Source organism: Shewanella sp. SM32 (assembly GCF_025654235.1).
In the GTDB taxonomy this organism is placed as follows: Bacteria; Pseudomonadota; Gammaproteobacteria; order Enterobacterales; family Shewanellaceae; genus Shewanella; species Shewanella oncorhynchi.
In genome coordinates this window covers 39,660-55,659 of the sequence record NZ_JAKKRO010000019.1, presented here as the reverse complement: position 1 = coordinate 55,659, position 16,000 = coordinate 39,660, and the positions used below count along the sequence as shown (strand labels likewise).

13 protein-coding genes are annotated in these 16,000 nt (G+C 46.0%); 8 read left to right on the top strand and 5 right to left on the bottom strand.

The window, feature by feature from the left end:
- The first annotated feature begins 136 nt into the window (after positions 1–136).
- Positions 137–1,027, top strand: coding sequence for a LysR family transcriptional regulator (locus L5M10_RS10095; RefSeq protein ID WP_028761417.1), 891 nt, complete (start codon positions 137–139; stop codon positions 1,025–1,027).
- A gap of 28 nt (positions 1,028–1,055) precedes the next feature.
- Here the strand turns inward: L5M10_RS10095 and L5M10_RS10090 are convergent, their stop codons facing one another.
- The gene (locus L5M10_RS10090) at positions 1,056–1,880 is read right to left on the bottom strand and encodes a substrate-binding periplasmic protein (protein ID WP_263140160.1); all 825 of its coding nucleotides are present in this window, start codon (positions 1,878–1,880) and stop codon (positions 1,056–1,058) included.
- Positions 1,881–2,473: 593 nt separating this feature from the next.
- Complete coding sequence (locus L5M10_RS10085) at positions 2,474–2,908, bottom strand: PACE efflux transporter (RefSeq protein WP_263146943.1); 435 nt, start codon at positions 2,906–2,908, stop codon at positions 2,474–2,476.
- A 90-nt stretch (positions 2,909–2,998) separates the two neighbouring features.
- On the opposite strand from L5M10_RS10085, the gene L5M10_RS10080 reads away from it, so the two are divergent.
- The gene (locus L5M10_RS10080) at positions 2,999–3,886 is read left to right on the top strand and encodes a LysR family transcriptional regulator (RefSeq protein ID WP_263235828.1); all 888 of its coding nucleotides are present in this window, start codon (positions 2,999–3,001) and stop codon (positions 3,884–3,886) included.
- Positions 3,887–3,979: 93 nt separating this feature from the next.
- On the opposite strand, the gene L5M10_RS10075 is transcribed toward L5M10_RS10080, so the two are convergent.
- Complete coding sequence (locus tag L5M10_RS10075) at positions 3,980–4,603, bottom strand: TetR/AcrR family transcriptional regulator (protein WP_028761413.1); 624 nt, start codon at positions 4,601–4,603, stop codon at positions 3,980–3,982.
- A 418-nt stretch (positions 4,604–5,021) separates the two neighbouring features.
- On the opposite strand from L5M10_RS10075, the gene L5M10_RS10070 reads away from it, so the two are divergent.
- From L5M10_RS10070 to L5M10_RS10045, 6 genes are all read left to right on the top strand, one after another.
- The gene (locus L5M10_RS10070) at positions 5,022–6,260 is read left to right on the top strand and encodes an efflux RND transporter periplasmic adaptor subunit (RefSeq protein ID WP_263178742.1); all 1,239 of its coding nucleotides are present in this window, start codon (positions 5,022–5,024) and stop codon (positions 6,258–6,260) included.
- Positions 6,261–6,273: 13 nt separating this feature from the next.
- The gene (locus tag L5M10_RS10065) at positions 6,274–9,432 is read left to right on the top strand and encodes an efflux RND transporter permease subunit (protein ID WP_263255223.1); all 3,159 of its coding nucleotides are present in this window, start codon (positions 6,274–6,276) and stop codon (positions 9,430–9,432) included.
- Between the two features lie 443 nt (positions 9,433–9,875).
- Positions 9,876–10,553 carry a methylamine utilization protein gene (locus tag L5M10_RS10060; protein ID WP_263255221.1) on the top strand — a complete coding sequence of 226 codons (678 nt, stop codon included), beginning with the start codon at positions 9,876–9,878 and terminating at the stop codon, positions 10,551–10,553.
- On the top strand, positions 10,543–12,849 hold the full coding sequence (locus tag L5M10_RS10055) for an EAL domain-containing protein (protein ID WP_263255220.1): 2,307 nt from the start codon (positions 10,543–10,545) through the stop codon (positions 12,847–12,849). Before L5M10_RS10060 ends, L5M10_RS10055 begins: the two co-directional genes overlap by 11 nt.
- Positions 12,850–12,925: 76 nt before the next feature.
- Positions 12,926–13,807, top strand: coding sequence for a DUF3034 family protein (locus tag L5M10_RS10050; protein WP_263255219.1), 882 nt, complete (start codon positions 12,926–12,928; stop codon positions 13,805–13,807).
- Positions 13,804–14,280, top strand: a complete 477-nt coding sequence (locus L5M10_RS10045) for a group I truncated hemoglobin (RefSeq protein WP_263255218.1) — start codon at positions 13,804–13,806, stop codon at positions 14,278–14,280. Before L5M10_RS10050 ends, L5M10_RS10045 begins: the two co-directional genes overlap by 4 nt.
- Positions 14,281–14,373: 93 nt before the next feature.
- Here L5M10_RS10045 and L5M10_RS10040 read toward each other — a convergent pair whose 3' ends face one another.
- The gene (locus L5M10_RS10040) at positions 14,374–14,847 is read right to left on the bottom strand and encodes an NYN domain-containing protein (protein WP_006082658.1); all 474 of its coding nucleotides are present in this window, start codon (positions 14,845–14,847) and stop codon (positions 14,374–14,376) included.
- A 115-nt stretch (positions 14,848–14,962) separates the two neighbouring features.
- Positions 14,963–15,823 (bottom strand): helix-turn-helix transcriptional regulator, encoded by an 861-nt coding sequence (locus L5M10_RS10035; protein WP_168822879.1) that lies wholly within the window; start codon positions 15,821–15,823, stop codon positions 14,963–14,965.
- Positions 15,824–16,000 lie beyond the last annotated feature (177 nt).

The window sequence follows — 16,000 nt, the reverse complement described above, 5'->3', positions numbered from 1 at the left end:
ACATCTCCTCATTGATTAAGACGCTATGCTAGACCCGTCATTTAAATAAGAGAAATTAATTATGGTTATCATCCCAATAAGAATTTCATATATCATTGGCTATCATTAACTCTAATACTTTGCAAAAGGTGACGTTATGCTCGATATCCATTGGTTAAAGACCTTCGTGACTTTAGCTGAATACAAGCATTTTGGGAAAGCGGCCACAGCGCTGCACATGACGCAGCCCAATGTTAGCTTGCATATTAAGCAGTTAGAGCAAAGCACTCGAGTCAAGTTGATTGACCGTAATCCCTTTCGATTAACGCAAGCGGGATTTCGCCTGTTAGAGAGCAGTCAGAAGACGTTAATGGAGCTGCAAATTTGTCAGGCGGATCTCAATGCGATTAATGACCTTAGCCAAGGCACCTTGACCATTGCCGCCAGCGACATTATCTCGCGGTTATTGTTGATCCAGCCGTTTCAGCTTTTTAAGGCGGAGTTTCCGGGAATAGATTTCTCACTGCTCAACACAACCTCATCACAAGCCTCTGAATTGGTGAAAAATGCCGAGGCAGATTTAGGGTTTGTGATTGCGCAGAAGGAAAGTCAGCCACTGCATTTTACTGAGCTACAACAGATTAAATGGTGTGCAATCGGAGATAATTTACAGCAATGGCAGCAGGCAAAACCCTCTGTGGATACGCCCTTAGCCGAGCAACCGACGTTGATTTTATTAGGACACGATACGCGAACCCGCGAATTGCTCGATCCCGCATTGCCGTCGCTGAACTTATCGAATTACAGAATAATGGAAGTCGGTAGTGTTGACGCGCAAATCGATTGGGCTGAGGCGGGATTTGGTGTGGCTATCGTACCGGAGTTTTCGGTTTACACTAAGGCGAATCTCACCACTAAAGTCACTCCTCTACCGCAATTCCCTACAACGAGTTTAGGTTATATTGTGCGCCAGAATCAGATCCTGTCGAAGGCTATTAAGCAGCTGTTATATTGGGTGAATCAAGAGATCATTCGCTCGCAGCGGTAATCTATCATTCGCTCGTAGTAATAGGCGATTAGTCAGCGACTAAGAGCAGTTTGTCGTATTGGCCTGTGGCTTTTAGCTGTGATAAGCCAGCGTCGAGTTGGCTTGCTAAGGTTTGTGCTTGCGGATTTCCTTTCGAGAAGGCCAAAAAAATATCGCTGCTGTGGTTAGCAAATGCAGGAATAATCTCATCATCTACCCCCATTTTTTTCAGGTTTTCCTTGGCGACTAAGTCGAACATCAAGGCGGCATCTATGCGACCAATCAATAATAAATTGATCAGCTGTTGTTGGTTGGCGACGGTGACGATATTGAGCTGTTGCTGTTTAACTAATTTGGGAAATTCATCGCCATATTCATAGCTTTTAATCACGCCGATAACGGTGCCTTTAGGTAGCGCCCATTTATTGTCTGCAAGAATAGGTTTTTGTTTCTTTTGATAAAAAGAAGCCGTGGCGATAAATAATGGGGTGTTTCCAAAGATGAAGCGTTGCTCAGTACTGTTCTCGCGGGTGACGTTAAACACCCCATCAACTGCACCTTTTTCCGCCATCATTAAGGCGCGGGAGTAGGGCACAACTAAGCTATTCACTTCAATATGCGACTGTTTAAATGCGGCTTGGATTAAACGATGGGAAATACCTTGACCAAACTGATTGGCGAAAGGTGGCCAACTGTCTTCTGCGGCTAAGGTTATGGCTTGAGGTTGCGATTCTGCTGGTATTGCATTGCTTTCTTTAGCGAGTGCCATGTTGCAAATAATGGATACGAGCAATAAAACGATGCTAAGTATCAATGCTGACGGCAAATTTAATGCCTGCTGCATCCTGAGCCTCATTCTGTTCCCTGCACGCATTTTGCTTCCATCTCCCCGCTTAATATATGGCTTTTATAGCATAAAGAATTATATCTAGACTAATGATTTGAATATTAATTACTGATAGTTAGTCCTTTTGTGATGTTAATAGGATATTTTAACAACCTCAGTTTACTGTGTGCGGGTTTATTATTTTTATGTACTGTGTTTAAGGGGAATTTTACGCTGGGTAACACATGAACTGGCTTAGCTTTCTTGCTAATACCAATCGTACTAAATATCTGTTCATTCAGCGGGAGTTCAACGCGCTTTAGACAAGGCGAAGGCTTGAAGGCATAGTGGTGCTCTGTCGAAAGCCTTGAACGCAGTATAAAGCGCGTTAAAACCCGCCCTTCGGGAGCCTCACAGGCATCCCACTCCCGTGTTGCATTGACTTAAAAGGGAATAACCATTTCTGCGTCAATGCGCCTTGGATTGAGATGCCTGTGAGGCTCTGAACTGATTAGATATTTAATGTGATTGGTATAAGTAGAAGAAATTGAAATGGATAAGTTTCAATGTTGCCATCAAACGAATCGCTAAATTGTTTAGTGAGGTTCGTTTGATGGTGATGTGTGTTGATCTTAGCTGCGCTATTTGACCTTAGTGGCTTGCATAGTAAACCAAGTCTTATAGGGCTGATACTTGTCATAGCACCAATGGAATAGGGTGCTGTAGAAGAAGAAAAAGAGCAAAAAAACCGCTTCTAAGCCCATGGCTGCCAACCAGCCTATTTGTAAAAACCAGGCGATGGTCGGTATGCTAATGAAAATAAGTCCCCCTTCAAATCCAAAGGTATGCAGTATTCGGGTTTTTAAAGTGCGTTGCTCTCGATTTGCGCCAAATACCCTGTCGAATCCTAGGTTGTAGAAGTAGTTCCATACCACGGTATAAAGACTCAAAGCGATACCAACTATGACAAGTTCACTGGTTCCTTTGCCTGATATAAGGGCAGAAACGGGGATAATAATAGCGAGTGCAATCGCTTCAAAGAGTAAGGCGTTAAAGATACGTTCTGTCGTTTTCATGGCTATTTCCCATTCATTTAATGTGACTATGGCCATAATTTTATCTAGTATGGGGATAAGTTATAGTTAGGTAGTATCGGTAAAAGCGATATGTTTAGTCTCGAACAACTCGAAGCCTTTATGGAAACCGTAGAATCTGGTTCATTTTCAAATGCTGCAAGGCAACTTAAGAAAGCACAATCCGTGATTAGCCAGCATGTGATGAATCTTGAAATTGACTGTGGGGTTGAGTTATTTGACCGTTCGGGTCGTTATCCGGTATTAACGGCCGAAGGTAGTAAATTACTGCCCTACGCAAGAGCGACGATTCTTCAACATCGTAGGCTCAAATATACCGCCTTATCGCTCTTCAGTAGTCAATCTTCAGAAGTGTGCCTTGCGATGGATGAAGGCATTCCGATACAGAGAATATCTGAAATTATTCGGTTGTTAGAAGGTGATTTCCCTAATATTGAACTCGAGTTTCTCAGTGCCTCAAGCATAGATATTATCGACATGGTGCATTCGGGAAGAGCATCTACAGGATTGATTTTTAGTGAATTATCTATGCCAAGTAGTATAGATTTTGAGAGTGTTGGGGTGATTCAATTCGATCTTTATGTGGCGAGTTCGCATCCCTTAGCAAAATCAGTTGCACCGAACATGGACTCATTGCGACTGTATCGACAATTACTCATCCGCTCACGGAATACTAAAACCAGTAGTTTTCAGCAGGCGTTCAGTCCTGATGTTTGGTATGCCGATAACTATTACGTGTTATTGGAGCTCGCATTACAGGGCCATGGTTGGTGTCTGTTGCCCGAGCACATGGCGTCCAGTTCAGTTTTATCGGGTAATTTAACTCGCGTCCCCATAGAATTTGAGCAGATAGGCTGGTATGCAAACGTCGATGTGATCCAGCATCAAGATAAAAGTAGCCTGCCATTATTGAAACGACTCAGACAACTGTTTAGAGAACTCTTAGTTGGACAGAAATAAATGGTTGGACAGAAATAAAGCAAAGCATAAATAAAACCCCAGTTAAGTGAGTACTCTACTGGGGTTTAGTTTTTGTAGATCAGGATTTGTGAATCAGGATTCATCATTACGCGGAAAGTTAGCCAGCACTAGCTCGGCCACTTTGCGCAGTTCATTCGGGCAAATTCCACTGGTCGCTTGTACGGCCATACCTTGTAATACAGTGCCTATATAACGGGCAAGCAGCAAGGGATCGGCGTCAGCGGGCAAATCACCTTCATCTTTGGCGCGTTGCAGGCGTTCGCACAGGGCTATTTCACCGTCACGGCGACGATTAATCAAAGTGTCTTTAATCGCTTGCCCTGCTTCACTACAGGTGAGTGCCCCTTGAACAATCAAACATCCCTGTGGATGGCTTTTATCCACCAAAGAGCTTGCCGCACCTAGTAGCATTGACTCGATAACCTGATAGGCGGTTTTTTGTTCCAGTGCCGGGTAGAAAAACGCACAGGGGCGCTGTTCATACAATTCTATCGCTTTGAGAAATAACTGTTCTTTATTACCGAAAGCGGCATAAAGGCTAGGTTTATTAATGCCCATAGCTTGGGTGAGATCGGTTAACGATGTACCTTCAAAACCTTTGAGCCAGAAGACTTCTAAGGCTTTTGCTAATGCATCGTCAGTGTCAAAAGCTCGTGGGCGACCAACACAGGGCGTCTGGGTGACGGTTGACATCATTAGGCTCCTCAATTCTCAATTGCCCCTAGGATAGACATGGGTTTAGTCCCTGTCCAGCCACACTTGCCACCGATGACGGACTTAGGGGGATATGTCTACTTAGTCATTCAAGGTGTCACCTAAGTTCAGCATGTTATCTGCGTTAGTCAGTGTTTGCTTCAATATTCATCAAAATGCTTTGCAGTTCAAACTCGTAGCCTTTTGCCTCTGGACGCATTGCCTGCCTAGGGTAAGTGCACACTTTTAATTAAATACCGTTCGGTACATAAATTTGTTGACAGCATCATTTTACGCTATATATTACCGTCCAGTACATAATATTTTTTACCAGTCGGTATTTAATTGGTTTGGTTTGTAACACAACTGCATGTGTGTGGTTCGAACAGCGTGAAATGCCCGCCACTTTGAGGATAGTAATATGATGAGTAACAAACCTTTACGAATAATGATGTTAACGGCTGTGGCTGCTTTCGTCCTTTCAGCTTGTGGTGAGCAAACAGCGCAGCAGGGACCTGCACCGAGTGCGCCTAAGGTGGATGTCGCTCAGGTATTGCATGAGCGAGTCACCGAATGGGATGAGTTTACCGGTCGTTTACAGGCGCCAGAAAGTGTCACCCTTATCCCGCGGGTGTCGGGTTATATCGACTCAGTAAATTTTAAAGAAGGCGCCTTAGTGAAAAAAGGCGAGGTGTTATTTCGCATCGATCCAAGCGTGTTTGAAGTGGAAGTGGCCCGGTTAAAAGCAGATCTTGCTAGCGCACTCTCTGCAGAGCAACTGGCCACTAATGACTTTGAACGGGCACATAAATTATTTGACCAAAAGGCGGTCTCGGCCGAGTTACTCGATACCCGTGAGTCGAACAAACGTCAGACTGCGGCGGCCGTCGCTTCGGTGAAAGCGGCACTCATGCGCGCCGAGCTTGATTTAGCTTATACCCAAGTGCAAGCGCCGATTGATGGCCGCGTATCCTACGCTAACGTCACTGCGGGTAACTATGTCACCGCAGGGCAGAGTGTGCTGACCAGCTTAGTCTCTACCGCCAGCATGTATGCCTATTTTGATGTGGACGAGCAAACCTACCTTAAATACGTGAAGTTAACTGCGCAGAACAAACGTAACGATCCCCGTGCTGGCGATAATCCTGTTTACATGGCTTTAGCCAATGAGCGCGATTATCACCATATTGGCATGGTCGACTTTGTGGATAATGCGATGGATAAGCAGACGGGTACTATTCGAGTTCGTGCGACTTTTAACAATGAAGACAATAACCTATTGCCAGGCTTGTTTGCGCGTCTTCGTACTGCGGGCAGTGGCGCCTATGAGGGGATCTTGATTGACGATAAAGCGGTTGGCACAGATCTCAATAATAAGTTTGTGCTGGTCGTCGGTCATGATGGCACGGTCGAATATCGCGGCGTGACCTTAGGCGAAAAAGTCCAAGGACTGCGCATCGTGACCCAAGGCTTGATGGCCGATGACAAGATCGTCGTCAACGGTATGCAACGCGTACGTCCTAAGATGCAAATTGAGCCAAACATAGTGGACATGGTCGACAGCGACAAGCTCGAGGCGCTACGCCAAGCCCAGTTAATACTCGATAAAAACCAAGAGCATTTGACGGCGCAAGCGGTCGAAACGGCGAGCCGCGGTTAAGGAATAACACACTATGTTGTCGCAATTTTTCATTAAAAGACCGATATTTGCAGCCGTACTGTCATTGCTGTTTTTTATCACTGGGGCGATTGCCGTTTGGCAGTTGCCTATTACCGAATATCCCGAGGTGGTACCGCCAACCGTAGTGGTCACCGCTAACTATCCTGGCGCTAACCCTAAAGTGATTGCCGAAACTGTGGCTTCGCCGCTGGAGCAGGAAATTAACGGCGTCGAAGACATGTTGTATATGTCATCGCAGGCGACGTCCGATGGACGCATGACCTTGACCATCACCTTTGCGATTGGCACGGATGTGGATAAGGCTCAAACCCAAGTGCAGAGCCGAGTGGATAGGGCTATGCCCCGTCTGCCGCAGGAAGTACAACGCTTAGGTATTGTTACTGAAAAATCATCGCCGGATCTCACCATGGTGGTGCATTTGTTATCGCCGGATAACCGTTACGACATGCTGTATTTGTCTAACTATGCGGCGCTAAACGTCAAAGACGAGCTCGCACGGATTAACGGTGTGGGCGCGGTACGTTTGTTTGGCGCCGGCGAATACAGCCTGCGAATTTGGCTTGATCCCAATAAAGTCTCGGCGCTGGGTTTATCGCCAGCGGACATTATTGCCGCCGTACGTGAGCAAAACCAACAGGCAGCAGCGGGCAGTTTAGGCGCGCAGCCCAGTGGCAGTGCTGACTTTCAACTTTTGATTAACGTTAAAGGTCGTTTAACTGAACTGTCTGAATTTGAAGATATCATTATCAAAGTTGGTCAGAATGCTGAGGTGATCCGACTAAAAGATGTTGCCCGCATCGAGTTGGGTGCAACGAGTTATGCGCTGCGCTCTTTACTCGATAATAAGGACGCGGTCGCTATTCCTGTATTCCAAGCATCGGGCTCTAACGCGATTCAGATTTCCGATGATGTACGCGCCAAAATGGCAGAGCTGTCTAAAGGATTCCCTGAAGGACTCGAATACGAAATCGTTTACGACCCAACAGTGTTCGTGCGTGGCTCGATTGAAGCTGTGGTAAAAACCCTGCTCGAGGCCGTGTTGCTGGTGGTGTTAGTGGTGGTGCTATTCCTGCAAACTTGGCGCGCATCGATTATTCCGCTGGTGGCCGTGCCTGTGTCTTTGGTCGGTACCTTTGCCTTTATGCATCTGCTCGGTTTCTCGTTAAACGCCTTGTCGCTATTTGGGCTGGTGCTCGCTATTGGTATCGTGGTTGACGATGCCATCGTCGTGGTCGAAAACGTCGAGCGTAATATTGCTGCAGGATTAAGCCCAGTAGAGGCAACGCAAAAGGCGATGAAGGAAGTGACTGGCCCGATTGTGGCAACCACCTTAGTGCTGGCGGCGGTGTTTATTCCAACGGCCTTTATGAGCGGTTTAACCGGGCAGTTCTATAAACAGTTTGCCTTGACTATTACTATCTCGACCTTTATCTCGGCGATTAACTCACTCACTTTGAGTCCGGCATTATCGGCGCTGTTACTCAAGAGCCATGATGCACCTAAGGACGGCTTAACCCGTCTAATGGATAAGTTGTTTGGTGCTTGGTTATTTGTGCCTTTTAATCGCTTATTTAACCGTGCATCCGATGGTTATGGCTGGTTAGTGCGTAAGGTGATCCGTTTTGGCGGCATTATCGGCCTAGTGTATTTAGGCATGGTGGCGTTAACGGGAGTGCAATTTGCCAATACACCAACGGGTTATGTGCCCGGCCAAGATAAACAGTATTTAGTGGCCTTTGCCCAGTTGCCCGATGCGGCATCCCTTGAACGTACGGATAGTGTGATCAAGAAGATGTCTGAGATTGCGCTAAATCACCCCGGAGTAGCGCACTCGATTGCCTTCCCTGGCCTTAGCATCAACGGTTTTACCAATAGTCCTAACTCAGGCGTGGTGTTTGTTGCGCTCGATGATTTTGACTCGCGTACCAGTCCTGAACTGTCGGCGAATGCCATTGCAGGACAATTGAATCAGCAATTTGCTGCTATTCAAGACGCGTTTATTGCCATCTTCCCGCCGCCACCTGTGCAAGGCCTCGGTACCATAGGAGGGTTCCGTCTGCAAATTCAAGACAGAGCCAACCTTGGTTATGAGGCCTTGTATCAGGTGACCCAACAAGTGATGTACAAGGCGTGGGCCGATCCTCAGTTAGCTGGCGTTTTCTCTAGCTATCAAGTGAACGTGCCACAACTTGAACTGGATATCGATCGGACTAAAGCGAAACAGCAGGCAGTGTCGCTCGATCAAATTTTCCAGACATTACAAACCTATATGGGCTCGACCTATGTCAACGACTTCAATCGTTTCGGTCGAACCTATCAGGTGAATATGCAAGCCGACGAGGCGTTCCGTCAAAGTCCGCAGCAGATAAGTCAGCTAAAGGTGCCGAATCTGAATGGTGACATGATCCCGCTAGGTTCGTTCATCAACGTCAGCCAAAGTTCAGGCCCAGACAGAGTGATGCACTATAACGGTTTCACGACCGCTGAAATCAACGGTGGTCCAGCAGCTGGTGTGAGTACCGGCCAAGCGCAGGCGGCGATTGAGAAAATTTTGGCTGAAACCTTACCTAATGGTATGACTTATGAGTGGACCGAGCTGACCTATCAGCAAATTCTCGCGGGCAATACGGGTCTTTTGGTTTTCCCGCTGGTGATCATCTTAGTGTTTATGGTGCTAGCCGCCCAGTACGAGAGCTTAAGCTTGCCATTGGCGATTATCTTAATCATCCCAATGACCTTACTTTCAGCCCTCAGTGGTGTGCTGATTTACGGTGGCGATAATAATATCTTCACCCAAATTGGCCTGATAGTGCTGGTGGGGCTGGCGACTAAAAACGCTATCTTGATTGTCGAGTTTGCAAAGGAGAAACAAGACCATGGTATGGCACCTATGGAGGCGATATTAGAGGCAGCAAGATTACGTTTACGTCCTATCTTGATGACATCTATCGCCTTTATCATGGGAGTGGTACCTATGGTGTTCTCCACTGGCGCGGGCGCCGAGATGCGCCAAGCCATGGGCGTGGCAGTATTCGCTGGTATGATTGGGGTGACTGTATTTGGTCTTATCCTAACGCCGCTGTTTTACTATGCCTTAGCAAAGAGAGGCGGTAAAAAAGCCGATGAGCATAAAGAGATAACAGTCGGTTAAGCTTGTTTTCTAGTTGAAAAATACATGAAAGGTCTACATTGAGTAGGCCTTTTTTGTTTATTCACGGCGAGAGCGATTAGATTTGACTATCTTTAGCTGGGGTTAAATAACATTAGGTCAATTGATGCTTAGTGATGGTATTGCTCACTAGGTTAAAACTAAAACCAGAAATGAGGAATATCGTTGGTATTTTCTGGATCATCAATAAGAAACAATGAATAACTATTACCAGACCATTCTGTTAGCTTATAACTTATTGCCACTTGAGCGCGTCATTATCACAGAATGAGTAGAATGGTTACTGTTTTACGACTTTTCTATATAATTTGATGATTATTCAATATATTAGTAACGTACAATGCTAGATGAATCTAGATCGTTTTTTTACGCAGAACTCAGCTAAGGTACTTGTTGGCCTTGCATCACTATGCCCGAGGTAACGGATGATCCTATATCGCGTTTTATATGCGTTAGTACTTTGCGTTTTGATCTATTTCACGCCTCAAGTCATGGCTGCTGAACTCAATATTAATGTAGTAGATCTGCAACAACAGGCCATTGCCGATGCTGTTGTGGAGCTAATCCCTGCAGTGATGCCCGATAATGCAATACCTGTCGAGCATTATGAAATGTCGCAAAAAAATCGAACCTTTATCCCCTTTGTGCTGGCGGTGCCTAAAGGTGCAAAGGTGGATTTTCCCAACTTAGATCGTACTCGCCACCATGTGTATTCTTTTTCAGAAGCTAAACCTTTCGAACTTAAATTGTATGTGGGTCAGGCCGAAGCGCCGATTCAGTTCGATAAACCCGGTTTGGTCGCGCTTGGCTGTAATATTCACGATTATATGCAGGCATTTATCTATGTGGCAGATAGCCCTATTGTCGCTGTGACGGACGAAAAAGGTGAGATCCAGTTTAAGGGACTTACCGCCGGTCAATATAAAGTTAAGCGCTGGCATCCATGGCAGAAGGCGGCATCAGAGCCAACGGATTTACTGATTGCTAATGGTCCTAATCAACTCAGTCTGTCCTTAGACATTGAGCGTCAAGCTAAACCATCGGCTCCGCCGTCGGGATTTGGTCACTACGATTCTGAAGGTAAGCCATTACATGCTAAATAGTTTTCGCGCTCGGCTGATTTTAGTTTTCTTTATTGTGCTGACGTTAGTGCAATTTGCCACGGCATTTTCTGTGTTGACAGCGACCGAAAAAGATAACTTTTTACAGCAACAGAAAAGCCTCGATATTGGCGCGAATGTGTTTCTCGAAGTGTTATCGAATCGCGGTATTCAGCTTAGTCAAAGTTTGTCCGTACTCAGTGCCGATTTTGGTTTTAAGCGCGCGATTGCTACTGGTGAGCAAGAAACCATTGAATCAGTGTTATCTAATCACGGCTCTCGTATTGGTGCCGACGCCGCTGTATTGCTATCACCTAAAGGGGATCTCTTGACCTCGAGTTTGCCCGGACTCACTCAGGATGATATTCAATCCTTATTTAATATGACCACCAGCAATCATAATGCGTTAGCTATCCTTAATTTTGATCATGCTAGCTATCAGTTTGTGCTGCAGCCGGTGAAGGCGCCGACCTTGATTGCTTGGGTCGGAATGGGGTTCCTATTGGATGAGAAAGTCGCCCAACAAGCTAAAGCCATTACCGGTATCGATGTCAGCTTTGTCAATCAAGCCACGGGTCGTACCGAAATCGCGTCAACTTTATCCGACGATGAAAAACGCAGTGTGGTAGAGCAGGCGAGCCTATTCCCCAGCCTACTGAAAATGCCCAGTGAGAACATTCCCGTGGATTATCTATCCATGGCGATCAAACTTTATGATCATAACGGCAGCCAATTAGCGCTACTACATCAATCAAACCTCAAGTGGCAGCAAAGTTATCAGCAACTACGCAATAATATGCTGCTGATTTTTGCTTTGACCTTAGCACTGGCGATTGCGATTGCGATTTGGTTGTCGGGCAGTTTGACTGAACCCGTGCATCAACTAGTGAATTATGCCCGCAAAATCGGTCAAGGTAAGCAGCCTGCCAATATTCAAGGTGCGCCAGCAGAGCTGAGGGTGTTGGCCAAGAGTTTGTCCTTAATGCGCGATGATATTGAAGCGCGGGAAAAGGATTTAGTCTACCAATCTCGCCACGATAGCTTGACAGGTTTACTCAATCGTTTTGCCGCAAAACAGCATTTGGCGGATCTTAACGATAAATTATCCGGTGCTATGGTGTTGTTAGATATTAAACATTTCCGCCATATCAACGATATTATTGGTTTTGCCAACGCCGATACTTTATTACTGCTTTTTGCTCGTCGCCTAGAGCAATTAGCACCGACACCGGATTTACTGGCGCGTTTAGACGGTGACTCATTTTTACTTCTGTATAGTCAAGGTATTCGCCCCGAACATTTACTGAAGTCATTGGATATGCTGGAGTCTCCCTTTCCAATCCAAGGCTCAAATATTTCTCTTACCGTGCGTGCGGGATTACTTGAAATCGATGGTAATGGTGCTGATATCGATGTATTGGTGCGCCGCGCCGAAATTGCCCTCAATCAAGCCTGTCTCGAAGAGCAACGCATCGTCAGTTATCGTCAAGGCGCCGATGAGAAATACCAGCGTGAGCTGACGATTATCCGTGATTTGCCTATAGGTTTAGCGCAAAACCAATTGTATTTAGTGTTCCAACCTAAAGTGGATTTACGCCTAAACCAGTGCACTGGCGCCGAAGCATTGATCCGCTGGCAACATCCTACGCTAGGGTTTATTCCGCCCGATGAATTTATCCAACTGGCTGAAAATTCAGGCAACATTGATATTGTTAGCCAGTGGGTATTGAAGCAGGCTATCCAGCAATTAGTGACATGGCAGCGGCGGGGTATAGTGCTAAAACTGGCTATTAACCTGTCGGCCCATGATTTAGTCGATACTCGCTTACCAAATCAAATCGCCATTTTACTGAAAGATAATAATCTGCCAAGCGGTGCACTCTGTATCGAAGTCACTGAAGGCGCCGTGATGAAAGATGCACAGACAGTGGTGAGTGTATTACAGCGATTCCGTGACATGGGCGTGTCTGTTGCCATTGATGATTTTGGCACAGGTCATTCATCATTAGCTTATTTGAAAATTTTACCCGTTAATGAAGTGAAAATTGATCGCAGCTTTATCAAAGACATGCTCACGGATAGCCAAGATGTGATGATAGTCGATACGAGTATTAAATTGATCCACGGCTTAGGTTTTACCGTAGTAGCCGAAGGCGTTGAAGAACAAGAAGGTGTTGAGATATTGCGTAATCTTGATTGCGATATCATTCAAGGTTATGTGTTTTCGAAACCCTTAAAAACGGCTGAATTTGATCTGTGGTTCGAGGCGTTTAACCATCCAAATACCGCTGATGCATAAGCGCGTTTACTCAAGTCAATATGCAAAGACGCTAGACTAACGATTCATCGTCGACAGAATTAGAGCGGAGCATCAAGTGAACATTTCCATAAATGCATTGAAGTTGAATTCATTAACTTGGACTTATGTTAAGGCTTTGTCTTGCCTATTTTTACTATTGGGCACTGTTCCTACGTTTGCTGAAGGTAGCCGTGTGGTCGCGACTGGCGGCGGGACGATGATTGAAGGCAGTGCTGGCGGTGGCATAGTGCCATGGGCCGTGATCAACGGTTATGGTAGTAGCGGTGAATGGTCGGCAACGGCGATGGCGACGGGTGTCTATGTCGATGATTTTACGCTGAAAGTGATCGGCGCTTCTTTGAGTTTTGATAATCGATTCGAGCTGAGCGTTGCGCGGCAAACCTTTGATTTAGATACTATGGGCGGCGAGTTAGGCCAAGATATCTTCGGCGTAAAATACAAGCTTGCCGGAGAGCTACTTTATACGGCTATGCCGCAAATTACCTTAGGTGCCCAGTATAAAAGAGTCGATGACTTTGCGATTCCTCAGGCGGTTGGGGCGCGGGATGATTGGGGTTTAGATGTGTATGTTGCTGCCAGCAAAGTATTTTTTGATGCGGTAGCGGGACGAAATGTATTACTCAATGGGACCGTGCGCGCGACCAAGGCGAATCAAACGGGTTTATTGGGTTTTGGTACCCAAGCCAATCATGATTACCAGTTTGTGTTCGAAGCCTCTGCCGCGGTATTGCTGACGGATAATGTGGCACTGGGTATCGAATATCGCCAGAAACCCGATGAGTTAGCTTTTGCCCGTGAGGATGATTGGCAAGATGTGTTTTTAGCTTGGTTTATCAATAAGCATCTTTCCGTGGTTACGGCCTATGCGAATTTGGGCAGTATTGCAGGATTTGAAGAGCAACGGGGTTGGTACCTGTCGGTGGAGGGAGCGTTATGAGGCGTTTACGGGTGAAGCTAATACCTTTGGTCGCAGTGTTTTTTTTCACTGGCTGTGCGGTGCAAACGACCGAAACCTCAGCATCACAAACTCACTCGAGTCGCCAAACCGCAAGCCAGCAAACCTTATATCAAGAGCTCGGTGGTGAAGCCGGCATATCGGCGATAGTCGATGGCTTGCTGGCACGTATCGCCACAGATCCACGCATAGTGCATCACTTCCAAGAGACAGATATTGCCCTGTTTCGGGCGCGCGCCATCGAACATTTTTGTCTGGTTGCCGATGGCGGCTGCGTGTATCACGGCGAAAGTATGCAGCACAGTCATAGAGGCTTGAATATTACTCAAGCGGATTTCGATGCCTTAGTCGGCCATTTGATTGAATCGATGAAAGAGCAACATATTCCGCTATCGACCCGTAATGCCTTTCTAAAACGTCTCGCCCCTATGTATACGGACATTACCTATCACTAGTGTGTTGTTTGTATTATCAAAAAGTGGCCTTTAAATATGGCTAAGGTGTTTGATGCGGTTAGTGTGATGAATCGCCTCATTTTTGTCTTGTGACTAGAGCAATAACGCCTCATCTATGGGATGAAATTGAGAGGCTGCATCCCTTAAGGATTTAGCCGTTAGGGTAGGGACTCCATACACTTGGGTTTCAACGCCATATTTTTGATGAATTTTTTGCAGTAATAAATCGAAATCGCCATCACCAGACAATAAGATCACTGTATCCACTTCACTCGCTGCTTCCATAATATCTATGGTGATCCCCACGTCCCAATCGCCTTTGGCTGAGCCATCGCTGCGCTGAATAAACGGTTTTAACTTCACCTCAAAACCTATGTGCTTTAGTGCGTCTTGGAATTTCAATTGCCCATCGTCGCCCTTATGGATGGCATAAGCCACGGCCAAGGCTATGTCACCTTCGTAACCTAAGTGTTGCCACAGTTTACGATAATTAAATTGGCGACCATAGGCTTCTCGGCAGGTGTAATAGATGTTTTGTACATCGACAAATAAAGCGATTTTCTTCAAGGCGTTTTCCAACGGCTAGGGGAGTAAGGGCACTATAGCATATCGAGGCAATGGGGTTTTCAAGGATGTTAGAGTGTTGGGTTCAGCCGTTGATATGGTGAACCCAAAGCGTATGTTAGCTTCTATGGTATTTTTGATATTCGCCCGGTGACATGCCGCTGAGTTTTTTAAAGTAACGCCCCATATGACTTTGATTGGCAAAGCCATTATTGAGGGCGATCTCGGTCAATGATTGCGTTGAATGACTCAAGCTTTGTTTGACCTTTTCAATGCGCACTTGCAGCAAATACTCCTGCGGCGTCATCGCAAATTGGCATTTAAACATGCGACAAAAATGGTACTCACTCAGTTGGGCAAGCTCGGCCAACTCAGACAAGTAAATCTGCCGATGGGAATGGCAATGAATAAACTCTTTGATCGCTTTAGCCACTTTAGGTGCGAGCCCACCCTTAATTGGCCCCACCGACAAATTAAAGCCTGAACTTTGCAGCAAAGTCACCAGTACAGTGTCGGTTACTTGTTCCATCATCAGATGGTGATCCCTCGTCTGCCAATCGAGCCCCGCAACTTGGTGCCGAAACAGCGCCTCTAATCTCGGATTATCGACAAAGGTCAACTCAGGTAAACGCACTTGGCGTGGATCTTTATCAAAGACTCGCACCGCCAATTTTTTAAGATGTTCATCGCTAAAATACAAATGCATAAACTGCTGCGGTTGTCCCAGTTGCCAACGACTCTCGCTACCTTGGGGCATAAGACAAAACTTACTGGGCGCGCCATAGTCGGCCTTGATATCGGTTCTGTGGGTTTCGTAGCCGCCATCCAGATACATGCTCAGCGTATGTTGTGCATCGTTTTGGTAATACAGACGCTCGCTCGCATTTTGATAATGAGCCCAAGATAAATCCTCCGTAATCGCTTGTTTACGAATACAGGTTTTGGCGGATTTATCAAAACTGATGTATTTGGGCTCCATGGGTTCCTAGTGATCTCACTGGCTAAGCATTTTGTCTTTCCAAATTATCGCACTTATGGGCGTGGCTCAACGTCCGCTCGCGATTAAAACCGCAATATCGTGTTATGGCCAACAAGATGGTGACATAAGGACGAAAGCCATCGCTGTATAGTTTGCCTCATTAAGCATTTTATGAAG

What these genes read in the sequence shown, in the direction of transcription:
- L5M10_RS10045 (WP_263255218.1), top strand. Translation starts at nt 13,804, where the DNA reads ATGAGGCGTTTACGGGTGAAGCTAATACCTTTGGTCGCAGTGTTTTTT.
- L5M10_RS10075 (WP_028761413.1), bottom strand. Translation starts at nt 4,603, where the DNA reads ATGATGTCAACCGTCACCCAGACGCCCTGTGTTGGTCGCCCACGAGCT.
- L5M10_RS10065 (WP_263255223.1), top strand. Translation starts at nt 6,274, where the DNA reads ATGTTGTCGCAATTTTTCATTAAAAGACCGATATTTGCAGCCGTACTG.
- L5M10_RS10070 (WP_263178742.1), top strand. Translation starts at nt 5,022, where the DNA reads ATGATGAGTAACAAACCTTTACGAATAATGATGTTAACGGCTGTGGCT.
- L5M10_RS10085 (WP_263146943.1), bottom strand. Translation starts at nt 2,908, where the DNA reads ATGAAAACGACAGAACGTATCTTTAACGCCTTACTCTTTGAAGCGATT.
- L5M10_RS10090 (WP_263140160.1), bottom strand. Translation starts at nt 1,880, where the DNA reads ATGCGTGCAGGGAACAGAATGAGGCTCAGGATGCAGCAGGCATTAAAT.
- L5M10_RS10060 (WP_263255221.1), top strand. Translation starts at nt 9,876, where the DNA reads ATGATCCTATATCGCGTTTTATATGCGTTAGTACTTTGCGTTTTGATC.
- L5M10_RS10035 (WP_168822879.1), bottom strand. Translation starts at nt 15,823, where the DNA reads ATGGAGCCCAAATACATCAGTTTTGATAAATCCGCCAAAACCTGTATT.
- L5M10_RS10095 (WP_028761417.1), top strand. Translation starts at nt 137, where the DNA reads ATGCTCGATATCCATTGGTTAAAGACCTTCGTGACTTTAGCTGAATAC.
- L5M10_RS10080 (WP_263235828.1), top strand. Translation starts at nt 2,999, where the DNA reads ATGTTTAGTCTCGAACAACTCGAAGCCTTTATGGAAACCGTAGAATCT.
- L5M10_RS10055 (WP_263255220.1), top strand. Translation starts at nt 10,543, where the DNA reads ATGCTAAATAGTTTTCGCGCTCGGCTGATTTTAGTTTTCTTTATTGTG.